The 20,122-nt window shown below is 66.8% G+C and carries 21 protein-coding genes and 1 tRNA gene; 7 read left to right on the top strand and 15 right to left on the bottom strand.

Translation table 11 applies throughout. The features are described 5' to 3' along the window. Positions 1-23: 23 nt before the first annotated feature. The 9 genes from IFT65_RS07485 to IFT65_RS07445 form a co-directional block, all read right to left on the bottom strand. Positions 24-1,388 carry an aminodeoxychorismate synthase component I gene (locus tag IFT65_RS07485; protein ID WP_192080936.1) on the bottom strand — a complete coding sequence of 455 codons (1,365 nt, stop codon included), beginning with the start codon at positions 1,386-1,388 and terminating at the stop codon, positions 24-26. Positions 1,389-1,727: 339 nt separating this feature from the next. Continuing rightward, entirely contained in the window at positions 1,728-2,990 is a 1,263-nt protein-coding gene (fabF, locus tag IFT65_RS07480) for a beta-ketoacyl-ACP synthase II (RefSeq protein WP_188324838.1), read from the bottom strand. A 151-nt stretch (positions 2,991-3,141) separates the two neighbouring features. Then, on the bottom strand, positions 3,142-3,381 hold the full coding sequence (gene acpP / locus IFT65_RS07475; RefSeq protein ID WP_188324839.1) for an acyl carrier protein: 240 nt from the start codon (positions 3,379-3,381) through the stop codon (positions 3,142-3,144). Between the two features lie 151 nt (positions 3,382-3,532). After that, positions 3,533-4,276, bottom strand: coding sequence for a 3-oxoacyl-ACP reductase FabG (fabG, locus tag IFT65_RS07470; RefSeq protein ID WP_192080935.1), 744 nt, complete (start codon positions 4,274-4,276; stop codon positions 3,533-3,535). Between the two features lie 79 nt (positions 4,277-4,355). Beyond that, positions 4,356-5,300: an ACP S-malonyltransferase gene (gene fabD / locus IFT65_RS07465; RefSeq protein ID WP_188324841.1), complete on the bottom strand. Its 945-nt coding sequence runs from the start codon at positions 5,298-5,300 to the stop codon at positions 4,356-4,358. Between the two features lie 241 nt (positions 5,301-5,541). Beyond that, positions 5,542-6,324: a serine/threonine protein phosphatase gene (locus tag IFT65_RS07460; protein ID WP_192080934.1), complete on the bottom strand. Its 783-nt coding sequence runs from the start codon at positions 6,322-6,324 to the stop codon at positions 5,542-5,544. A 73-nt stretch (positions 6,325-6,397) separates the two neighbouring features. After that, a complete protein-coding gene (locus tag IFT65_RS07455; protein ID WP_192080933.1) occupies positions 6,398-7,375 on the bottom strand; it encodes a beta-ketoacyl-ACP synthase III in 978 nt (325 codons plus the stop codon). Positions 7,376-7,465: 90 nt separating this feature from the next. Continuing rightward, the gene (gene rpmF / locus IFT65_RS07450) at positions 7,466-7,660 is read right to left on the bottom strand and encodes a 50S ribosomal protein L32 (protein WP_042613380.1); all 195 of its coding nucleotides are present in this window, start codon (positions 7,658-7,660) and stop codon (positions 7,466-7,468) included. Between the two features lie 135 nt (positions 7,661-7,795). Then, entirely contained in the window at positions 7,796-8,311 is a 516-nt protein-coding gene (locus IFT65_RS07445) for a YceD family protein (protein ID WP_188327348.1), read from the bottom strand. Between the two features lie 114 nt (positions 8,312-8,425). Here IFT65_RS07445 and IFT65_RS07440 point away from each other — a divergent pair, with 114 nt between their 5' ends. Further along, positions 8,426-8,998: a Maf family nucleotide pyrophosphatase gene (locus IFT65_RS07440; RefSeq protein WP_192080932.1), complete on the top strand. Its 573-nt coding sequence runs from the start codon at positions 8,426-8,428 to the stop codon at positions 8,996-8,998. 46 nt (positions 8,999-9,044) lie between these two features. On the opposite strand, the gene IFT65_RS07435 is transcribed toward IFT65_RS07440, so the two are convergent. Further along, positions 9,045-10,886: a glycosyltransferase family 39 protein gene (locus IFT65_RS07435; protein WP_192081057.1), complete on the bottom strand. Its 1,842-nt coding sequence runs from the start codon at positions 10,884-10,886 to the stop codon at positions 9,045-9,047. A gap of 67 nt (positions 10,887-10,953) precedes the next feature. Here IFT65_RS07435 and IFT65_RS07430 point away from each other — a divergent pair, with 67 nt between their 5' ends. The 4 genes from IFT65_RS07430 to IFT65_RS07415 are packed head-to-tail and all read left to right on the top strand — an operon-like array spanning position 10,954 to position 15,290. Beyond that, positions 10,954-11,880, top strand: a complete 927-nt coding sequence (locus tag IFT65_RS07430; RefSeq protein WP_192081056.1) for a MoxR family ATPase — start codon at positions 10,954-10,956, stop codon at positions 11,878-11,880. Beyond that, positions 11,877-12,833, top strand: a complete 957-nt coding sequence (locus IFT65_RS07425) for a DUF58 domain-containing protein (protein ID WP_249405079.1) — start codon at positions 11,877-11,879, stop codon at positions 12,831-12,833. The genes IFT65_RS07430 and IFT65_RS07425 overlap by 4 nt, the downstream gene beginning before the upstream one ends. Continuing rightward, positions 12,826-14,769 carry a DUF3488 and transglutaminase-like domain-containing protein gene (locus IFT65_RS07420; protein WP_192080931.1) on the top strand — a complete coding sequence of 648 codons (1,944 nt, stop codon included), beginning with the start codon at positions 12,826-12,828 and terminating at the stop codon, positions 14,767-14,769. Before IFT65_RS07425 ends, IFT65_RS07420 begins: the two co-directional genes overlap by 8 nt. Next, positions 14,766-15,290: a Slp family lipoprotein gene (locus IFT65_RS07415; RefSeq protein ID WP_188324847.1), complete on the top strand. Its 525-nt coding sequence runs from the start codon at positions 14,766-14,768 to the stop codon at positions 15,288-15,290. Before IFT65_RS07420 ends, IFT65_RS07415 begins: the two co-directional genes overlap by 4 nt. Before the next feature lie 65 nt (positions 15,291-15,355). On the opposite strand, the gene IFT65_RS07410 is transcribed toward IFT65_RS07415, so the two are convergent. The 4 genes from IFT65_RS07410 to dnaX are packed head-to-tail and all read right to left on the bottom strand — an operon-like array spanning position 15,356 to position 18,682. After that, complete coding sequence (locus IFT65_RS07410) at positions 15,356-15,715, bottom strand: histidine triad nucleotide-binding protein (RefSeq protein ID WP_192080930.1); 360 nt, start codon at positions 15,713-15,715, stop codon at positions 15,356-15,358. Positions 15,716-15,732: 17 nt separating this feature from the next. After that, the gene (gene recR / locus IFT65_RS07405) at positions 15,733-16,332 is read right to left on the bottom strand and encodes a recombination mediator RecR (protein ID WP_192080929.1); all 600 of its coding nucleotides are present in this window, start codon (positions 16,330-16,332) and stop codon (positions 15,733-15,735) included. A gap of 55 nt (positions 16,333-16,387) precedes the next feature. Further along, positions 16,388-16,708, bottom strand: a complete 321-nt coding sequence (locus IFT65_RS07400) for a YbaB/EbfC family nucleoid-associated protein (protein ID WP_192080928.1) — start codon at positions 16,706-16,708, stop codon at positions 16,388-16,390. Between the two features lie 6 nt (positions 16,709-16,714). Then, the gene (dnaX, locus tag IFT65_RS07395; protein ID WP_192080927.1) at positions 16,715-18,682 is read right to left on the bottom strand and encodes a DNA polymerase III subunit gamma/tau; all 1,968 of its coding nucleotides are present in this window, start codon (positions 18,680-18,682) and stop codon (positions 16,715-16,717) included. A 143-nt stretch (positions 18,683-18,825) separates the two neighbouring features. On the opposite strand from dnaX, the gene IFT65_RS07390 reads away from it, so the two are divergent. Continuing rightward, positions 18,826-18,918: transfer RNA gene (locus IFT65_RS07390), tRNA-Ser, on the top strand. A gap of 147 nt (positions 18,919-19,065) precedes the next feature. Here IFT65_RS07390 and IFT65_RS07385 read toward each other — a convergent pair. Continuing rightward, a complete protein-coding gene (locus tag IFT65_RS07385) occupies positions 19,066-19,440 on the bottom strand; it encodes a hypothetical protein (RefSeq protein WP_192081067.1) in 375 nt (124 codons plus the stop codon). Positions 19,441-19,572: 132 nt separating this feature from the next. Between IFT65_RS07385 and IFT65_RS07380 the strand changes: the two genes are divergently transcribed. Beyond that, positions 19,573-20,115 (top strand): DUF1543 domain-containing protein, encoded by a 543-nt coding sequence (locus tag IFT65_RS07380; protein ID WP_192080926.1) that lies wholly within the window; start codon positions 19,573-19,575, stop codon positions 20,113-20,115. Positions 20,116-20,122 lie beyond the last annotated feature (7 nt).

The following is a 20,122-nucleotide window of genomic DNA, read 5'->3' as shown; positions in this document are numbered from 1 at the left end:
GCGGCCGTCGTTACCGGATGCGATCAGCCGGTCTGGCCGAGGGCGCGCATCAGGCCGCGGGCCTTGGCCCGGGTTTCGTCGAGTTCTTTGTCGGGCTCCGAATCGACGACGATGCCGGCGCCGGTGCGGAAGCTGACCTCGTGGCCGTCCACTTCGGCGGTACGGATCAGGATGTTCAGGTCCAGGTCGCCGTCGCGGTTCAACCAGCCGAAGGCGCCGGTGTAGGCACCGCGTGGCACCTGCTCCAGTTCGCTGATGATCTGCATGCAGCGCACCTTGGGGCAGCCGGTGATGGTGCCGCCGGGGAAGGTGGCGGCGATCACCTGGCCGGGCGTTACCTCCGCACGCAGCTGGCCGCTGACGTTGCTGACGATGTGATGCACGTGGGCATAGCTTTCCACGGTCATCAGTTCGTCCACCACCACGCTGCCGGGGGTGCAGATACGGCCCAGGTCATTGCGCTCCAGGTCGATCAGCATCACGTGTTCGGCGCGCTCCTTGGGATGGCCGACGAGCTCCTGGATGCGGGCGGCATCGTCGTCGCCATCAAAGCGCGGACGGGTGCCGGCGATCGGGCGGGTCTGGGCATGGCCACCGTGCACCGATACCAGCCGTTCGGGCGATGAGCTGACCACGTGGCGGCCATGGCCGGTGAACAGGCCGGCGAACGGCGCGGGGTTGGCGCGGCGCAGTTGGGCGTACAGCGCCTGCGGGCTCACCGGCTCGGCGAAGCGTGCGCACCAGCGCCGCGACAGGTTCACCTGGAACACGTCGCCGGCACGCAGGTAGTCGATGATCCGCCGCACGCCGTCGGTGAAACGAATGGGCGCGTCTTCTTCGACGCTGACGGGCGGTTGCCAGCCCTCCCCTGCTTCGGCTTGCGGCTGCGTCAGCTGCACGCGCAGGGCCTCCAGCACCGCTTCCTGGCCGGCTTCGGCGATCAGGTGGCTTCGCCCTTGCTGGTGGTCGTACAGCACCGCGGCGCGGCAGCGCAGGGCCAGCGCGGTGGGCTGGCCGTCGGTACGCGCCATCCGCGGCAGCACGGTTTCGATCTGGCTGGCCACTTCGTAGTCCAGCAGCAGCGCCCAGCCACCGCGGAACGGCAGGCTGCGGTCGGTGGACGACGGGAGACGCTCGGCGTGCCACGCGCCGTCCAGGGCGTCGAGGAAGCTGCCGCCGTGCGCGCGGCCGTGGTGGTCGCGGGTGACGCCGTCGGCGTCCAGGCGCAGGTATTCCTCGCTGACGACCAGCAGCAGGTCCCAGCGGCCTTGGGCGGTGCCCGATGCCGTGGATTCCATGAGCAACGGGAACCGCGCCGGGTCGGCCTGCTGCAGGGCGAGCAGATCGACGGGGGTGCTCAGGGACTGGATCAGGATCGGATCGGGCATGGCGCGGAAGCCTGAGCGTGGAGTCGGATCGGGCATGGTGCGGAAGCCTGAGCCTGGAGGGTAGCGCCGAGCCATGCTCGGCGAGCGAAGCGGTAGTTGTCACACCGAAGGCTACGGCAGCCGACTGAAGTCGGCTCTACCAGGGCCGGGCGGTGGCGGCCGCCGTGAGGGCTACGGCAGCCGACTGAAGTCGGCTCTACCAGGGCCGGGCGGTGGCGGCCGCGCTGCGGGCTACGGCAGCCGACTGAAGTCGGCTCTACCAGGGCCGGGCGGTGGCGGGCGCCCTGCGGGCTAGGGCAGCCGACTGACGTCGGCTCTACCAGAGCCTGGTGGTCGCCCTCAGGCGCGTTTGAACACCAGGGTGCCGTTGGTGCCGCCGAATCCGAAGCCATTCGACATCACCACGTCGACCTTGGCCTGGCGCGCTTCGTTGGGCACGTAGTCCAGGTCGCAGCCTTCGCCCGGCTGGTGCAGGTTGATGGTCGGCGGGATCACGCCGTCCTGCAGGGCCAGCACGGAGAAGATGGCTTCCACGCCGCCGGCGGCGCCGAGCAGGTGGCCGGTCATCGACTTGGTGGAGCTGACCAGCATCTTGTAGGCGTGGTCGCCGAAGGCGGTCTTCATCGCCATGGTCTCGCCCAGGTCGCCCAGCGGCGTGGAGGTGCCGTGCGCGTTGAGGTAACCGATCTGATCCGGGTTGACGCCCGCGTCCTTCATGGCCGCGACCATGCAGCGCGCGGCGCCTTCGCCGCTCTCTGCCGGGGCGGTCATGTGGTACGCATCCGAGCTGGCACCGAAGCCGGCCAGTTCGCAGTAGATCTTCGCGCCGCGTGCCTTGGCGTGCTCGTACTCTTCCAGGATCAGGATGCCGGCGCCATCGCCCAGCACGAAGCCATCGCGGTCCTTGTCCCACGGGCGCGACGCTTCGGTCGGCGCATCGTTGCGGGTGGACATGGCCTTCATCGCGCAGAAGCCACCCAGTGCGGTCGGCGAAGAGCCACGCTCGGCGCCACCGGCGACCATCACGTCGGCATCGCCGTACTGGATCATGCGCATCGCGGTGCCGATGGAATGGTTCGACGTGGCGCACGCAGACACCGCCGAGAACGACGGGCCCTTCAGGCCGGCGATGATGCTCAACTGGCCCGGCAACATGTTGATGATCGTCTTCGGCACGTAGAAGGGCGAGATCTTCTTGCCTTCGTGGAAGTCGATGGTCTGTTCTTCAATGCCCAGCAGGCCGCCGATGCCGGCGCCAACGATGGCGCCAATGCGCTCGGCATTGCCTTCGTTGATCTCAAGACCCGAATCGGCCAGCGCCATGAACGATGCGCCGAGGCCGTAGTGGATGAAGGGATCCATCTTCTTCGCGTCCTTGCCGGACACGCGGTACTTGCCGAACAGTTCGTTGTCGGCGGTGATGTCGAAATCCTTGACCTCACCTGCAATCTTGGTGGTGAAACGGTCCAGGTAGGAGTCTGCAACGTGGGTCAGCGGGCCGATGCCCGAACGGCCCTCGGTGATACCTTGCCAGCTGCTGGCCAGGTCATTGCCCAGTGGCGAAACCATGCCCATGCCGGTAACGACGACGCGACGCTTCATTGCTCTCTCCTGACCCGAAGGTGGTGCGGGTATGACGCGGGGTGGTGCTCAGTTTGTGGAACCATGCAAACACACAGGGCCGCATGCGCGGCCCCATGGGGTGCCGTGCGCGGTTACGGGCAGGCCGTCTCCGCGCACCAGCGGCCGTACATCAGTTCTTGATGTGTGCCTTGACGTAGTCGATCGCCGCCTGGACGGTGGTGATCTTCTCCGCTTCTTCGTCCGGGATTTCGCACTCGAACTCTTCTTCCAGCGCCATCACCAGTTCAACGGTGTCCAGCGAATCGGCACCCAGGTCATCGACGAACGATGCGGTGGTGACGACTTCTTCTTCCTTGACGCCAAGCTGTTCGACGACGATTTTCTTGACGCGTTCTTCGATGGTGCTCATGGGGTATCGCTCCAGATGGAGTAGTGGTTCAAAAAAGACGCCATCGGTGGCGATGGCCGTGGGATAGTGTAGTGGAAACCGGCAGCGCCTTGCATGCTTGCAAAATGCGATCCAGATCAACCACTTGCGGCGCGGTCCGTGCGCCCGGTGCTTACGGCATGTACATGCCGCCGTTCACATGGAGGGTTTCTCCGGTGATGTAGTTTGCCGCCGGGCTGGCCAGGAAGGCCACCGCATGGGCGATATCCTCCGGCGAACCCAGGCGTTCCAGGGCGATGTTGCCCACCAGCGCAGCGCGCGCTTCGTCCGGCAATGCCTTGGTCATATCGGTGTCGATGAAGCCCGGCGCGACGACATTGACGGTCACCCCGCGCGAGCCGATCTCCTTGGCCAGCGACTTGGAGAAGCCGATGATGCCGGCCTTCGCCGCGGCGTAGTTGGCCTGGCCGGCATTGCCGGTCACACCCACCACCGAGGCGATGTTGATGATGCGGCCCTTGCGGGACTTCATCATGCCGCGCATGACGGCCTTGCTGGTGCGGAACACGCTGGTCAGGTTGGTGTCGATGATCGACGCCCAGTCCTCTTCCTTCATGCGCATCAGCAGGTTGTCGCGGGTGATGCCGGCGTTGTTGACCAGGATGCTGATCGCGCCGAATTCCTTGGCGATGTCGGCCAGCACGGCGTCCAGCGCAGCGGCGTCGGTGACGTTCAGCGCGCGGCCATGGCCACCCTGTGCCGCCAGACGCTCGCCGATGGCGGCAGCGCCGGAATCGGTGGTGGCCGTGCCGATCACCGTGGCGCCCTGGGCGGCCAGCAGATCGGCGATGGCGGCACCGATACCGCGGCTTGCGCCGGTGACCAGTGCGATTTCACCCTGCAGGGGCTTGCTCATGATGGAGTCCTCGAAACAGTTCGGTAACCCGCGCACGGCCCTGCCAGGACGGCACGGCGCGGCGGGTAACGGGAAGGGGTCAGGCCGACCATGCCTCACGGGCGGCTTCAACGTCGCCCGGGGTAGCCAGCGAACGGCCGTCGATGGTCTTGTCGATACGCTTGATCAGGCCGGTCAGCACCTTGCCCGGGCCACATTCGGCGATGCGGGTGACACCGCGTGCGGCCAGCGCCTGCACGCAGCCCGTCCACTGCACCGGCTGGTACAACTGCTGCACCAGCGCTTGGGCGATGGCTTCCACGCCGTCATGCACCTTGGCATCCACGTTCTGCACAACCGGCAGGCGCGGTGCCTGCCAGGCCAGGCCGCGCATGGTTTCGGCCAGGCGGTTGGCAGCTTCGCGCATCAACGGGGTATGCGAGGGCACGCTGACAGCCAGCTTGACCGCCTTGCGCACGCCCTTTTCAGCGAGCAGCGCCAGCGCGCGATCCACTGCAGCGGCGTCGCCCCCGATCACGATCTGGCCGGGCGAGTTGTAGTTGGCCGGCACCAGCACCTGGCTGCCAGCGGCTTCGGCGCAGACCTCCAGCACCAGGGCGTCTTCGGCGCCGAGCACGGCAGCCATGGCGCCCACGCCGGCCGGCGCGGCTTCCTGCATCAGTTGGCCACGCAGGCGCACCAGGTGGGCACCGTCGTGCAGGCTCAGCGCCCCAGCGGCAACAAGCGCGGTGTACTCACCCAGGCTGTGGCCGGCCAGCACGGCAGGCTGTGCGCCGCCGAGGGCCTGCCATGTGCGCCACACCCCGATGCTGCCCGCCAGCAGGGCCGGCTGGGTGTACTCGGTGCGGTTGAGCATTTCCTCGGGGCCACCCTGGGACAGCGCCCACAGGTCGACGCCGGCGCCATCGGATGCTTCGCTGAACGCCTCACGCACCTGCGGGTGCAGCTCAGCCAACTCAGCCAGCATGCCCACAGACTGGGAGCCTTGGCCGGGGAACACGAACGCAAGAGTGGAATCGGTCACGCGGTCATCCGCTTGGTTTAATCGAAGCAGGCCATGATAAAGGCGATTGCCGTCGGCCGTCTGTACGTGCGCGTATGCAGGGGGCGCACCGGGGCATGGGCGGGAGCTCGCAGGTGGTAGCGCCGAGCCGTGCTCGGCGGGATGGGTGCGGCGCGCGGGAGGTAAAGCAGCCGACTGAAGTCGGCTCTACCCTCGATTCTGCCGGGAGGTCGGCTCGGCCGTAGGCCGCCAGCCCGGTCGGTCAGGTCAACAGTTCAAGCAGGTCCAAGTGGCCGTCGGCCAGCCAGTCCACGCACACCATCAGCACCATCAGCACGCCCAGCGTGGTGGCCCCGTGCACGATCAGGATGGCGTTGGCCAGCGCACGCGCCGAGCGACCCAGCTTCTTGCTGGCCTTGGCGACGTGCTGCAGGCGGCCGGTCACCGCATGCGCATGCTCACGCACGGGCTCGTTCGCGCCGTCCATCGCTGCGGCCATCAACGCCTGCAACTGCTGCGGCCGGTCAGCGTAATACTTGGCCACGCCGTAGCCGAACATCAGCCAGTCACGGGCCTGCGCCTGCGCCAGGTCCATCACTTCCAGCGGATCTTCTTCGAAATCAATGAAGCCGACATGCTCGCCATCCCACGTGAGATTGCGCGGCAGCGGTTGACCGAAGTAGGCACCTTGCGCATGTGCGTCCGCCATGGCCTGCATCGCAGCAGCCACCAGCCGATCACGACCGGCGTCATCGGCCTCTCGCAGACAGGTATTGAACGAGCTGCCGTTGTCGCCCAGCACCAGCGCGGCGTGACCACTGCCCAGCACGGCGGGCACGTTCACCCCTTGCGCCTGCAACTCACCCAACCGACGCGCCTCGGTACGCGCAGCGGCATCACCCCCGCGGTGCGGCGGCGGGCGCAGTGCATCCAGATGGAAGCGATTGGCGATGAAATTGAGCAGGCCCAGCGCAACGGCGCGACTGCCTTCCCCGTACTGTTTCAGCCAAGCGCGCTGGCCTTCGAGGGTGATGGGTTCGACCATGGGGTTTCTCCATAACGCACTACGGCCCCGAAGGGCCGCAACGACGATATAACGATGTCGTGACAGAGGGTTATCAATAACGCAGCAGCGCCGAACCCCACGTGAAGCCGCCACCGAAGGCTTCCAACAGCAGCAGTTGACCACGCTCCACACGGCCCGAACGCACCGCGTGATCCAGCGCCATCGGCACCGAAGCCGACGAGGTGTTGCCGTGCTGGTCGACCGTCACCACTACCTGGTCCATCGACAGGTCCAGGCGCTTGGCCGTCGCTTCGATGATGCGCAGGTTGGCCTGATGCGGGATCAGCCAGTCCAGGTCGTCCTTGGTCAGCGCGTTGGCTGCCAGGGTTTCATCAACGACCGAGTCCAGCGCCTTCACTGCGTACTTGAAGACGTCGTTGCCCTTCATCAGGATCGCGCCGCGGGCTTCTTCGCCCTTGCCGAACCCGACGGAGATCCCGACCGGATTCCACAGCAGTTCTTTCTTGCTGCCATCCGAATGCAGGTGGGTGCTGAGGATGCCGGTCTCTTCATCGGCCTTCAGCACCACCGCACCGGCACCGTCACCGAACAGCACGCAGGTCGTGCGGTCTTTCCAGTCGACGATACGGGTGAGGGTTTCCGCACCGATGACCAGCACGTAGCGTGCATCACCGGAACGAATGAATTTGTCGGCCACGCTCAACGCGAACACAAAGCCGGAACAGGCGGCATTGACGTCGAAAGCGGGGCAACCGCTCGCACCGAGCTTGGCCTGGATCAGGCACGCGGTGGACGGGAAAATCAGATCGGGCGTGGTGGTACCGACCACGATCATGTCCAGCTGGCTGGCATCGATGCCGGCCGCTTCCAGTGCCTTTACCGCAGCGTGGTAGCCGAGGTCACTGGTGGTTTCTTCATCAGCGGCGATGTGCCGCTCTTTGATGCCGGTGCGCGAAACGATCCACTCGTCCGACGTCTCGACCATGCGTTCCAGGTCGGCGTTGGTCAGCACTTTCTCCGGCAAATAGCTACCGGTGCCCGCGATCCTCGAGTAGATCCGCTTGCTCATCGACATTCCTGTTGCGCGGGTGACCGCAGACGGTAACCCGGGAAGATACGGCAAAGGCCGCTGCCTGGACGGCAGCGGCCTTCACTCACATCAATCTTCTTCGACGGAAGAAGTCTTGGTCTGGATGACCTTCTTGCCGCGGTAGAAACCATCGGCAGTGATGTGGTGACGCAGATGCACTTCGCCCGTGGTCGGGTCGGTCGACAGCTGCTTTGCGCTCAGGGCGTCATGCGCACGGCGCATGCCGCGGCGGGACGGGGTAACACGGGATTTCTGCACAGCCATGGGATTGCTCCAAACTCGGTTCGATTTTCTTCGTCGTTTCGTCGCACAGGACGCCAGCGTCCAGCACACTTTTCGCTTTCGCCGCAGCCGCCGACGATACCCGGCTGCAAATTCGTCAGTCGAGCGAACTCGACATCACGGATCTTTTTTCTTCAGAGAGGCCAGCGCCGCGAACGGGTTGACCTTGTCCGTTTCTTCCTTCGTCGGTGCCCATTCGCGCTCGACTGCTTCGCCATCGGGCGAGAGGGCTACGACCGGAACCGCCAACACCAACTCATCCTCGACCAGCTCCAACGGTGCCAACTGGCCATCTACCGGCACCAGCAAAGCCTCGAAGTCTTCCGGAAGCGACGATTCCTCGTCTTCCTCGCGGATCAGGCCGATCTTCTGCACCAGCTTCACCGGCAGCAGGAAACGCTGCAGGCTGCGCTGACAGATCAGCGGCAGCTCGGTATCGATGGTCAATTCCACATAGGATACCCGCAGGATGTCGTCGTGCGAGAATTCCAGCGCAAACGTGCACTGACCTTCCGCATCGGCAACGAGGCCTTGCAGGCGGGTGAACTGAGCCAGATCGACTTGGCCGTCGAAGCGCCTTCGCGCTGCGACCATCCGCCAAGCATCCAGCGTTTCGGGCACGTTCGCGGACATAAGCCGCTGAATGTTAAGGATCGCCGCCGCCCCTGTCAAATGCCGATGACTTCAGGGTTGTCGCAGGGGCCGCGCAGGGGCCAGACTGGCCCGCCCAGACTGTCATCATGCCGCATGAGCACCCTGCTGCTGGCTTCTACGTCCCCCTACCGCCGCGCGCTGCTGCAACGGCTGGCCCTGCCCTTCGACTGCGTACGGCCCGACGTGGATGAATCGCCGCTGGCTGGCGAGCCTCCACGTGCGCTGGCGGTGCGGCTGGCGGCAGCCAAGGCAGCGGAGGTCGCCAAGCGGTACCCGGGCGCCTGGGTGATCGGATCGGACCAGGTCGCCGATCTGGACGGCCATCCATTGGGCAAGCCCGGCAGTGTGCCGGCCGCGCAGGCGCAGTTGGCGGCCATGTCCGGCAAGATGGTGCACTTCCACACCGCGATCTGCCTGATGCGTAATGCGGAGCAATTGCACGCAGTGGACACCACCAGCGTGCGCTTCCGCGATCTGCAGGCGGCGGAGATCGCGCGCTACGTGGACGCCGAACAGCCGCTCGACTGCGCCGGCAGCTTCAAGTGCGAGGGTCTGGGGATCGCCCTGTTCGACGCAATCGAGAACCGCGACCCCACCGCGTTGGTCGGACTACCGCTGATCGCACTGTGCGGGCTGCTGCGGCAGGCCGGCTTCGCCGCTCCCTGAGCGCCCAAGCCCGGCCTCACCTACCGGAATCCCGGCAGCTGTCGCGTTACCGCACAGGCACCACGAACGGCTGTTCCTGCCACGTCTCCACGCTGCCGTCGTGACCGTGCAGCCGCAGGCCCAGCCAGTGCCGGCCGGGTGCCAGCGTGGTGGTGTCGATGCGCGCGTCGAAGCCCACCTGCGGATGCTGCGGATCGGTCGACTGCGGCCAGGCCGGACGGATATCGAACGTGCGCCCGTACACCGCGTCCGTAACGTAGCGGCCATCCACCAGCACTTCCACGCGCGACAGCCCCACCCCGTCCTTGAATGCCCATCCCTTAACCGGCATCTGTGCATCCACGCGGTCGCCCGAGGACGGCGTATCGAACCACGCCATCGCGGGGGTCACGCACGGCCGCTCGTCGCGCTGCGGCGGCAAGCGGAACAGCAGGAAACGCTGGAAACCGTGATCGTTGCTGACCACGCGAGGCGGCGGCAAGGGGCCGACCTGCGTGCAGATGGCGTGGTAGCGGTCCAACAGTTCGCGGTAACGCTGGTCGCTGGGCGACAGCACCAGCAAGCGCGGGCCATCGCGCCGACCCTCATGCAACAGGCCCCACAGTCCCAGCTGCACACTCCGGCCGTGCTTGTCGTTCAACGGGTGCGGCAGCACCTCGATCTCCGCATTGCCCAGCTGGAAGCCCAGTTCCGCGCCGACCTTGAAGTTACCGGCCAGCACCTTGGTCTCCGGCGGCATCTGTTTCAGTTCATCGCGCACTGCCGCGGCCAGCGGTTCCCAGCCGGCGAAGTTGCGCGGGTAATACTTGTAGCCGGCAAGCTGCTCGCGCAGCGCCGGTGAGGACACCATCAGGTAGTAACTGAAGGCCAATGCCAGACCGACGCCTGCGGTCCACCAGGCGGTACGGCGCAGCCAGCGCGGCCAACCGTTGAGTACGACCGGCACGGCCACCAGCAGCGCCAGGTACCCCGGCAGCGGCCAGTGGAAGCTGATGCGCTCCACGTCGGTGAAGAAGCCCAGCACGAAGATCGCCAGCGTGGACACCCCGCCCACCAGGCCGAAATAGCGCCACTGCGCGCGCGCGCCGTCGCCTGCGCGGGTGCCGGCCACGGCCACTTTCCACATCGCGATGCACAGCAACGGGGTGACCAGCATGGGCTGGATCAACAGGAACCACAGCCCCGACCACTGGAAATCCCAGGGATGGCGATCCACCACCTGGAATTTCAGGCCGGCCTCGTGGTTGTCTGCATTCCACGCCAGCAACGGCAGCCATGCGAGCACGCCCACCGCCAGTGCCACCCAGATGCGCGGATCGCGCAGCATGCGGCGGCCCTGCGGCATCAACAACAGCGCAACGAAGCCCACCGCGATCACGCCGATGAAGCGGTAATGACTCAACGCGCCGATCAGCAAGCCGAGCGCCAGACGTACCGCCGCGCCGGCGTCAACCTGGCGCAGCAGGCGCGCACCGGCACCCAGGCACAACACCGCCGCCATCGCCATGGGCACGTCCGGCACCGCCAGCATGCCCAACGTGGCCGACAGCGGCATCAGCAGCGTCAGGCTGCCTGCCTGCCAGCCGGCGACATTGCCGAACCAGCGCGTGGCAATGCGCGAGACCGCCCACGGCAGCCAGGCGCCGATGGCCAGGAACGGCAGCCGCAGCGCCAGCACGTGATGGCCACCGATCTCCACGCCTACCCGCGCCAACCATGCGGTGAGCCCGGGCAGATCGGAATACGCAGCGGCCAGATGCTGACCTTCCTGCCAATAAAACGCTTCGTCCACGAACAACGGCAGACGCGCCGCCACGACCAGCTTCACAGCCGTGATCAGCGTCCATAACCACAGAAATATCGTGCGTGCGCGTTGTTCGCCCTGCATTGCTCTATAGAATCGAAGGAAGACCGAGCCAGAGACGACGATGGAATCTTCGCCCCGCGTGTCCCGCATGCTAACCGATGAACTGCTTCAGGCCCTGCATGCTGCGCAAGAGCAGGTCAATTCGCTGGTGCTGGGCAAGGCCCATGAGGTACGGCTGGCCTTCGTGGCGCTGCTGTCCGGCGGGCACCTGCTGATCGAGGACCTGCCCGGCCTGGGCAAGACCACCCTCGCCCACGCCCTGGCATCCAGTCTGGGGCTCGGTTTCCAGCGCGTGCAGTTCACTTCCGACCTGCTGCCTGCCGATGTGCTGGGCGTGTCGATCCTCGATCCCGGAAGCCGCGAGTTCGCCTTCCATCCCGGGCCGGTGTTCACCCACGTGCTGCTGGCCGATGAAATCAACCGCGCCCCGCCCCGTACGCAGAGCGCCCTGCTGGAAGCGATGGCCGAGCAGCAGGTGACGCTGGACGGGCAGACCCATGCCCTGCCCGACCCGTTCTTCGTGATCGCCACGCAGAACCCGGTGGACCTCTCGGGCACCTTCCCGCTGCCGGATTCGCAGCTGGACCGTTTCCTGCTGCGGCTGGCGATGGGCTATCCGAACGTGGATGCCGAACGCGAGCTGCTGCGTGGCGTGGACCGACGCGAGTTGATCGCGCGCGCCACCCCGAAGCTGGACGACAACCAGGTACGGCAGTTGCGCGATGCCGTGCTGCAGGTCCACGTCAGCGATGCGCTGGTGGATTACGTGCAGGCCCTGCTGACCCGCAGCCGCCAACATGCCGGCGTGCGCGTGGGCCTGTCGCCGCGTGCCGGGCTGGCCCTGTTGCGCGCGGCCAAGGCCCATGCCTTGCTGCTGGGACGTGCGCACGTGGTGCCCGAAGATGTGCAGACGCTGTTCATTGGGGTCGCCGGCCATCGCCTGGTAGGCGAAGCGGAATCCTCCGCCGGTCCTGCGCTCGCACGCGCCATTCTGCAGACGGTGCCGGTGGATTGAACGCGCCTGCGCCTTCGCGTCGGCAGCGTCTGCTGGCGCTTGCCCAGCCGCGTCAAACTGAAACCCTGCCACAGCGACTGCATCGGCGGCGCATCTACGTGCTGCCCACGCGGTTCGGGCTGTTCGTCGCGGCGCTGCTGTTGGCGATGCTGCTGGGGGCGCTGAACTACAACAACAATCCTGCATTGCTGCTGGCCCTGCTGTTGTCCGGCGCGGCAGTAGCCAGCACGATCAGCGCCCACCTTGCGCTCTCCGGGGTAAGCCTGGATGCGGTGGCCGCCGAGCCGGTGCCCGCCGGCCATCCCCTGCGGCTGCGGCTGGCCTTGTCGCAGCGCGAACAGCGCAACCGCCCTGGCCTGCAGCTGGATCATGGTGATGCCCGCAGCTGGGTCACGCTGCCGGCCACCGGCCGCGTGGAAGCCACGCTCGACCTGCCTACCGAACAGCGCGGTTGGCTGGACCTGGAGCGCATCCGCCTGTCCACCACGCAGCCGCTCGGCCTGGTACGCGCATGGGCATGGTTCTGGCCGGACCAGCCATTGCTGGTGTATCCACAAGCGGAAACGCAGGGACCGGGACTACCCGAACAGGGCAGCGACCCGCTGCACAGCCGCATGGACGCCGCCGGCGAAGAGCTGCATCAGTTGCGTCCGTATCGCGCAGGGGATCCTCGCCGCAGCATTTCCTGGAAGCATTCCGCGCGCCGCGACACGCTGCTGGTGCGCGAGTACGAAAAACCGGTAGGGATCGATGCCGTACTGGACTGGCGTCACCTGCAGGGACTGGGCACAGAACAACGTGTTGCCCGTCTGGCGCGCTGGGTCGACCTGGCCGAACGCCAGGGACGGCGCTACACCTTGAAGCTGCCGGGGCAACCGCCGCTGGGTCCGGCCCAGGGCGCGCCCCATCATCACCTCTGCCTGCGCGCGCTGGCGCTGCTGCCTCATGACTGAACCTGCCTCTTTGCTGGATCGCCACGCACGCGGCTGGGCATTGGCCAGCACCGCGCTGGCCTTGCTTCCGCTGTTGTTGCAGTTGCCCACGCTGCTGGCGTCGGCCATTGCCGGCACGGCCGTGCTGACCGCGCTGGTGTCGCGTCGTGGCCTGCTACCGGTGCCCGTGCGATTGCTGCTGGTGGTGGCGATGCTGGCGTTGATCTATGCGCAGATGGGCATGCGGCCTGGACGCGATACCGGCTGCGCGCTGCTGGCGGCCATGCTGGCGATCAAATCCAGCGAACTGCGCACGCTGCGTGATGCCCGCAGCCTGCTCGGCTTCGCCTTGTTCGCGCCGTTCGCCGCCTTCCTGCTGGACCAGGGACCGATCACCACCGTGCTGGCGGTACTGGCCGGCACCTGCGCTCTGCTGGCCCTGCAGCGCTTGGCACAGGCCGAAGGACATGCACCGCCACCGGCCCTGCGCACGCAACTGCGCGGCGTGATGCGTCTGTTGCTGATCGGCCTGCCGCTGGCGATGGCCACGTTCTGGCTGTTCCCGCGGCTGTCGCAGCCGTTGTGGGGTCTGCCCGAGCGGGCGGTCGCCCGACCCGGCCTGTCCGACAGCATGGAACCCGGGCAATGGCTGGATCTGATGGCCGACGACACCCCCGCCCTGCGCGCGCAGTTCCGCGGGCCGGTGCCGGCGGCCGAACAGCGCTACTGGCGCGGCCCCGTGCTGAGCCGTTTCGACGGGCGCCGCTGGCAGCGCGATCGCGGCCTGGAACAGGCCCCGCCGGCAGCGGTACAGCCCGGTGCGCAGCGCTGGGACTACACCATCGATTACGAACCCACCGACCGCCGGCAGCTGGTCGCGCTGGATCTGCCCGGCGCAGCCCCTGAAGGCAGCCGGCTGACAGCGGACTACAGCCTGATCAGCGACCGCCCGCTGAGCGCATTGACCCGATGGACGCTGCAGTCCGCCCCTCCGCAGGTATTTGCCGGCGACCTGTCACCGATCCAGCGCGAACTGGCCCTGCAGTTGCCTGCCGACTTCAACCCGCGCACCGCCGCACTGGCAAGGCAATGGCGCGCGCAGGCCGGCACCGATGACGCCGCACTGGTGCGCCGCAGCCTGGAGTGGATACGCGCCGAGTTTGCGTACTCGCTGGAAACCCCGCTGCCGGGCCGCAACGCCGTGGACGAATTTCTGTTCGACCAGAAGGTGGGATTTTGTGAACACTTCAGCTCTGCCTTCGTGGTGTTGATGCGCAATGCAGGGGTGCCGGCACGCGTGGTCACCGGCTTTGCCGGCGGCGTGCGCAATCCCATCGGCGACTACTGGGTGGTGCGCCGCATGGACGCTCACGCGTGGGCCGAAGTGTGGCTGGCGGGGCGCGGCTGGGTGCGTGTGGACCCCACCGCTGCGGTGGCACCAGAGCGCATCTACGACACCTTGGACGATCGCCTGGGCGCCAATCCGGGCGGCGTGCAGGGGGCGTGGCTGCAGACCGGACAAGCCCTGGACTGGCTGCGGCGTGGCTGGAACGACCTGGTGCTGTCCTTCGATGCCAACCGCCAGCAGCACCTGCTGCGCACCTTCGGCATGCCGGACCTGAAGCCGGGGCAACTGATCATCGGCTTCGTGGTCATCGCGTTGCTCGCCGTCGGTGCCATGGCGTGGGTGCTGGCACGCGGCGAACGCGAGCGTGACCCCCTGCTGCGCGCGTGGCATCGCCTTGGGCGGCGGTACACGCGGCGCGGCCTGGGACGCGAACCGGCCGAGCCTGCCATGGACTGGGCACGCCGCGTTCACGCCCAACGGAGCGACCCTGCACTGCTGGCGCTCAGCCAGCGTTTCGTCGACGCGCGCTACGCTGGCACTCACGTCGACCACGCCTCATTATTGGTCGACCTGCGAAGGCATCGTCCGACTTCCGGAGCCACACCATGAACCTGAAACTTCTGCTTCCCTTGGCGGCTTCGCTTGTACTGGCCGCCTGCGCAACGGCGCCCAAGCCGCTGCAGGGCCAGTTCAACCCCGTCACGCCCCGTGACTCGGTATCGACCCAGCAGGTCGGTGCGCCGGTGCGCTGGGGTGGCCGCATCATCGAGACGATGCCGGTGCAGGGCCAGACCTGCTTCCAGATCATCTCGCGCCCGCTGACCGCCAGTGGCCGCCCGACCTCCACCTCGACCGACGCCAGCGATGGCCGGTTCGTGGCCTGTCGTGCCGGCTTCTACGATCCGGCCGTGTTCGAAGAGGGCCGCGATGTGACCTTCATCGGCCGCGTGGACGGCTTCGAGAGCGTCAAGATCGGAGAGTACGACTACCGCCTGCCCAAGCTCGCCGCCGACGTGATCTATCTGTGGCCGGTGCAGCGTCAGGTGGACGTGGTGCCCTACCCGTATGGACCGTGGGGTCCGGGTCCGGCATGGGGCCCGTGGGGCTATGGCCGTTACGGCTGGTGGTAAGCCACCTGCCGTTTTGTTGCTGACCAGAAAGCCGCCTTCGGGCGGCTTTTTCGTACACGGCGTACTTACTTTCCGGGCGCGCCGAAGTGACCCAGTGGCGCACCGGCCAGCAGGTGCAGGTGGATGTGGAAGACGGTCTGGCCCGCGTTCTCGCGGCAGTTAATGACGATACGGTAGCCATCCTGCGCCAGCCCCTGGTCACGCGCATACGAGGCGGCCGCCAACGCCAGCTTGCCGATCAGGTGGGCCTGCTCAGGCTGAAGGTCATCCAGGGTGGGGATGATGTGCTGCTTGGGAATGAAGAGCACATGCACCGGCGCCTGCGGGGCGATGTCGTTGAAGCCCAGGACCTCGTCGTCTTCATAGACGATGGTGGCAGGGATTTCGCGGCGGATGATCTTGCTGAAAAGCGTTTCGTTGCTCATGGCTGCCTCGATGATGGTTATTCCCGCACTTCGCTGCGCGTACCGAACGCATGCGACAACGTGCCGCGATCGACGAACTCCAGCTCACCGCCCAGTGGCAGGCCCTGCGCCAAGCGGCTGGGGCGCACGGTGCGTGCACGCGCCAACTGCGCGAGATAATGCGCGGTCGCTTCGCCTTCCACGGTGGCACTGGTGGCGATGATCATCTCGCCGATTTCGCCCTGCGCCAGGCGCTGGTCCAACTGCTCCAGCCCCAGCTCGCGCGGGCCGATGCCATCAAGCGGCGACAAGCGCCCCTGCAGCACGTAGTACACGCCACGGAAACCGGTTGCGGTCTCGATGGCCAGGCGATCGGCGGGTGACTCCACCACGCACAACTGGCCACGATCACGGCTGCTGTTGGCGCAGGTCGCGCACAGTTCGGTTTCGCTGAAGTCCCGGCACTGCGCACAGTGGCCGATGCGCTCCATCGCCTGGGCCAGGATCGCCGACAGCTTCTCGCCGCCCTCGCGCTCGCGCTCCAGCAGGTGGTACGCCATGCGCTGGGCCGTCTTCTGGCCCACGCCCGGCAGCACACGCAGTGCATCGATCAACTGTTCAAGCAGGGGGGCGGTCATGGTCGCGCTTCGATGGAGCGGGCCGACGGCCCGCTGCAGGTGATGGAGCCGCTGCTCAGAACGGCAGCTTCATGCCCGGCGGCAACTGCATGCCGGCCGTGGCCGAACCCATGCGCGTCTTGGACTCCGCATCGACCTTGTTGGAGGCGTCGTTGAACGCAGCCGCCACCAGGTCTTCCAGCATTTCCTGGTCGCCCAGCAGCGACGGATCGATACGCACCTTGCGGCACTCCTTGGCACCGGTCAGGGTGACGCTGACCATGCCGCCACCGGCCGCACCGGTGACTTCAAGCTTGGCGATTTCTTCCTGGGCCTTCTGCAGGTTCTCCTGCATCTTCTGGGCCTGCTGCATCATCTGGGCGATATTGCCGCGCATGGTTCTTTACTCTTCAAAGGGACGGATGGATTCGGACACGAGCCGCGCACCGTGCTGTTGGATCAGCACCTGTACTTCCGGATCGGCCATGAAAAACGCCTCGGCCGCCTGCTGGCGTTCGCCACGCTGACGGTCCGAGCGCTGGTGCAGGGTCTCGGCCGACGCCTGCGTGGTATCGACCACGATCTTCGGCGGCGAACCCAGCGCCTTGCCCAGCATCTCCGACAGCGCACCCAAGGCGCGCTCGGAACTCAGGTATTCAAATCCGGGCGACAAGCCCAGTTTCAAGACCCCATGCTGGAAACTGATGAAGGCCGCATTGGCGGCGAGCTGCCGCGAGGGACCACTCAGGCCGCTGCCAGCCACCAGTTCCAGCCAGTCTTCGGCGCACGCCAGCGCTGACAGCTCGCCGGCTGCAGACGGAGCATCCGCCTTCTTGGCCGCGACCGGCGCGATGGCGATGCCTTCGGCCTGGAACGGCGTGGCCAGCGCGGGGGCTGGCTCTGCCGGCGGCTGCCACGGCGCCACCATGGCGGCGTCCGGGCCGGCCATTTCAGCCGCCAGGGCGGCATCACGCTCATCATCGCCCTCGGCTGCCTGCACCTGCCACGGCGGCAGATCGGCATCATCCGGGGACGACGGCGGCGGCTCTTCCACCGGCACGGGCGGTGCCGGCGGCGGATCTTCCACCGGCGGTGGTTCCTGCACCGGTTTGGGGTCCGGCGCTGCCTGCTTCACGGCCGCGGGGGCCGTTTGCTTCGGTTGTGGCGCGTCCTGCTCGGCGGCCGCGGACGCGGCCGCGATACCCGTCGGCCCCGGATTCACCCCCGACCCTGACGAGCCACCCGGCTGCGCGCCCTCGCCCCCTTCCGGCGTACGCGGCACCGGCGGCACCGCAGCGGCCGGACGGAAGGCCAGCATGCGCAGCACGGCCATTTCAAAGCCCGCGCGCGGGCTCGGCGCCAGCGACAGGTCACGGCGGCCATTGAGCGCCATCTGGTACCAGAGCTGCACCACTTCCGGCCGCACACTGTCCGCGAAACGGGCAAGGTCCAGACCGTCGGCGGCGATCGCGCCCGGCACCAGCTGCTGCACCTGTATGCGATGCAGCGCCTCGGCCAGCGCTTCCAGCACGCCACTCCAGTCCGGCGAAAACTCCGCCAGCGCCGCCACGACCTTGAGCAGGCGCTGACCATCGCCGTCGGCCAGCGCTTCCAGCATGGCCGCGACCTGGGTGCGATCAACCGTCCCCAGCATGGTGCGCACCACGTCTTCGCGCAGCGCACCGCCGGCGTAGGCGATGGCCTGGTCGAGCAGGGACAGGCCGTCACGCAGGCTGCCATCGGCGGCCTTGGACAGTTGCACCAGCGCGCTCTCGTCGGCTTCGATGTCCTCGGCCGCCAGGATGCGGGTCATCTGCCCTTGGATCTGATCTTCGTCCAGGCGCTTGAGGTTGAACTGCAGGCAGCGGCTGAGCACGGTCACCGGCAGCTTCTGCGGATCGGTGGTGGCCAGCAGGAACTTCACGTGCTCCGGCGGTTCTTCCAGCGTCTTCAGCAGCGCATTGAAGGCCGCCTTGGACAGCATGTGCACTTCGTCGATCAGGTAGACCTTGTACTTGCCGCGCGACGGCATGTACTGCGCGTTCTCGATCACCTCGCGGACATCGTCCACGCCGGTGTTGGACGCCGCATCGATTTCCAGCAGGTCGATGTAACGGCCCGAATCGATATCCAGGCACGACGGGCACTGACCACACGGATCCGCGCTGGTGCCCTGTTCGCAGTTCAGCGACTTGGCAAAAATACGCGCGATGGTGGTCTTGCCCACGCCGCGGGTACCGGTAAACAGGAAAGCATGGTGCACGCGGCCGCTGTCCAGCGCATTGGTCAGCGCGCGGACCACGTGTTCCTGGCCCACCAGCTCGGCAAACCGCTTCGGACGCCACTTGCGGGCAAGGACGAGATAGGACATCAGGCCACCGTCTTCATCAGGACGTCCATTGTGCCACGCCTGTCCAGTCCCCCCGCCTGCCACCGAAGGTGCTTGTGTCCAGCCGCGCAGCCAGCTAGAATCTGCGGCCCCTGCAACGGCATTGTCGTTCCGCAGGGGAATCCGGAGAGGTGTCCGAGCGGTTGAAGGAGCACGCCTGGAAAGTGTGTAAGCGTCTAAACCGCGCTTCGGGGGTTCGAATCCCCCTCTCTCCGCCAGACAAATGAAAAGGGCTGCCCATCGGGCGGCCCTTTTTATTTGTCCCGCGCGGCCGCTTTGCGCGCACGGGCGGCCGCTGCGCTCGCCGACCATGGGTCGGCGCTACCGGGATACGTGCTGCCGACTAATGTCGGCACCACCGGGGGTCAGTCGCCGGCGGCGTACAGCAGGGCGATGTCACGGTGATGCGATGCGCACTCTGGACCTTCGCTCTTCACCACGGCCCGCTTGGGTTCGATAACCACCACACAGCCGTTGTTGAACTGATATTCGCGCTCGCCTGCGGCATTGGTCTTCTGCTTGGGCACTTCGTCCATCGGTCGCTGTGCTGCAGGCGTGGCGGCGGGCGAAAGCTGATCTGCGTCCGGCGCCACGGACTCCGCTGGCGATGAAGCCGCGCCCTTGTCGGGCGGTGCGCCCGCACCGCAGGCGCTCAGCGCCGACGCCACGGCCAAGCCACCACACCAGATGACCAGGCGGGCGCCACCGCCGTGCACAGACGCAGTTGCAGAAGTTCGCATCGGGTACTCCTCGTCGATGAAGTTCGTGTTTCCACGGTAAGACCCACGGCATGTGCATCACGCGAACGCGAAGGCATCGACGCACCATGGCACTGCTACGCTGGCTGCTCGCTCCCGCATCGACTGCCTGCCATGCCGACTGCCTCGCTCTTTCCTCCGCGCCTTTACCAGTTCTACATCGGCGGTACGGCCGGCCGCGCCAACATCGAGCTGCACGACGTGCAGTTCGCGGCAGTCGCCCGCGTGCAGGATGCCTATCCCGCGCTGCGCGAGGCATGGTTCGGCGACCCCTCCAGCCTGCATCTGGATGGCTACGTGGACATCACCTGGGCGGACGGTTTCGACGTGCGCCTGGCCGATGGCCCGGATCCGTCCGGCCTCACCCTCTTCTTCGTCAACATGGGCGGTTACCGCAAGGACACGCTGGCTGAGCTGCACGAGTTCGGCCTGTTTGTCGCAGCGGACGCCGCCGGCGCGAAGGCGAAGGCACGCAGGCAGTTGCTGCAGGGCGCGGACCAACTGCACAAGGATGATCTGCGGGAGGTGGACAACTGCCTGGCGCTCAGCGATTTCAACGGCAGACAGGTGCACCTCACTCCCAATCCGTCTGGAACGGCACCGAAGCCGGAGTGGCAGGGCTACCGGCCCATCGGGCGACGAACCAGCACGGGATGAGGTGCCA

The organism is Stenotrophomonas sp. CFBP 13725, assembly GCF_014841935.1.
Classification (GTDB): Bacteria; Pseudomonadota; Gammaproteobacteria; order Xanthomonadales; family Xanthomonadaceae; genus Stenotrophomonas.
The sequence above is the reverse complement of the archived record's forward strand: the minus strand, read 5'-3'. Positions and strand labels throughout refer to the sequence as shown.

Coding starts and splice junctions, on each gene's coding strand:
- IFT65_RS07485 (WP_192080936.1), bottom strand. CDS start 1,388: ATGCCCGATCCGATCCTGATCCAGTCCCTGAGCACCCCCGTCGATCTG.
- fabF (WP_188324838.1), bottom strand. CDS start 2,990: ATGAAGCGTCGCGTCGTCGTTACCGGCATGGGCATGGTTTCGCCACTG.
- acpP (WP_188324839.1), bottom strand. CDS start 3,381: ATGAGCACCATCGAAGAACGCGTCAAGAAAATCGTCGTCGAACAGCTT.
- fabG (WP_192080935.1), bottom strand. CDS start 4,276: ATGAGCAAGCCCCTGCAGGGTGAAATCGCACTGGTCACCGGCGCAAGC.
- IFT65_RS07460 (WP_192080934.1), bottom strand. CDS start 6,324: ATGGTCGAACCCATCACCCTCGAAGGCCAGCGCGCTTGGCTGAAACAG.
- IFT65_RS07455 (WP_192080933.1), bottom strand. CDS start 7,375: ATGAGCAAGCGGATCTACTCGAGGATCGCGGGCACCGGTAGCTATTTG.
- rpmF (WP_042613380.1), bottom strand. CDS start 7,660: ATGGCTGTGCAGAAATCCCGTGTTACCCCGTCCCGCCGCGGCATGCGC.
- IFT65_RS07445 (WP_188327348.1), bottom strand. CDS start 8,311: ATGTCCGCGAACGTGCCCGAAACGCTGGATGCTTGGCGGATGGTCGCA.
- IFT65_RS07440 (WP_192080932.1), top strand. CDS start 8,426: ATGAGCACCCTGCTGCTGGCTTCTACGTCCCCCTACCGCCGCGCGCTG.
- IFT65_RS07435 (WP_192081057.1), bottom strand. CDS start 10,886: ATGCAGGGCGAACAACGCGCACGCACGATATTTCTGTGGTTATGGACG.
- IFT65_RS07430 (WP_192081056.1), top strand. CDS start 10,954: ATGCTAACCGATGAACTGCTTCAGGCCCTGCATGCTGCGCAAGAGCAG.
- IFT65_RS07420 (WP_192080931.1), top strand. CDS start 12,826: ATGACTGAACCTGCCTCTTTGCTGGATCGCCACGCACGCGGCTGGGCA.
- IFT65_RS07415 (WP_188324847.1), top strand. CDS start 14,766: ATGAACCTGAAACTTCTGCTTCCCTTGGCGGCTTCGCTTGTACTGGCC.
- IFT65_RS07410 (WP_192080930.1), bottom strand. CDS start 15,715: ATGAGCAACGAAACGCTTTTCAGCAAGATCATCCGCCGCGAAATCCCT.
- recR (WP_192080929.1), bottom strand. CDS start 16,332: ATGACCGCCCCCCTGCTTGAACAGTTGATCGATGCACTGCGTGTGCTG.
- IFT65_RS07400 (WP_192080928.1), bottom strand. CDS start 16,708: ATGCGCGGCAATATCGCCCAGATGATGCAGCAGGCCCAGAAGATGCAG.
- dnaX (WP_192080927.1), bottom strand. CDS start 18,682: ATGTCCTATCTCGTCCTTGCCCGCAAGTGGCGTCCGAAGCGGTTTGCC.
- IFT65_RS07385 (WP_192081067.1), bottom strand. CDS start 19,440: ATGCGAACTTCTGCAACTGCGTCTGTGCACGGCGGTGGCGCCCGCCTG.
- IFT65_RS07380 (WP_192080926.1), top strand. CDS start 19,573: ATGCCGACTGCCTCGCTCTTTCCTCCGCGCCTTTACCAGTTCTACATC.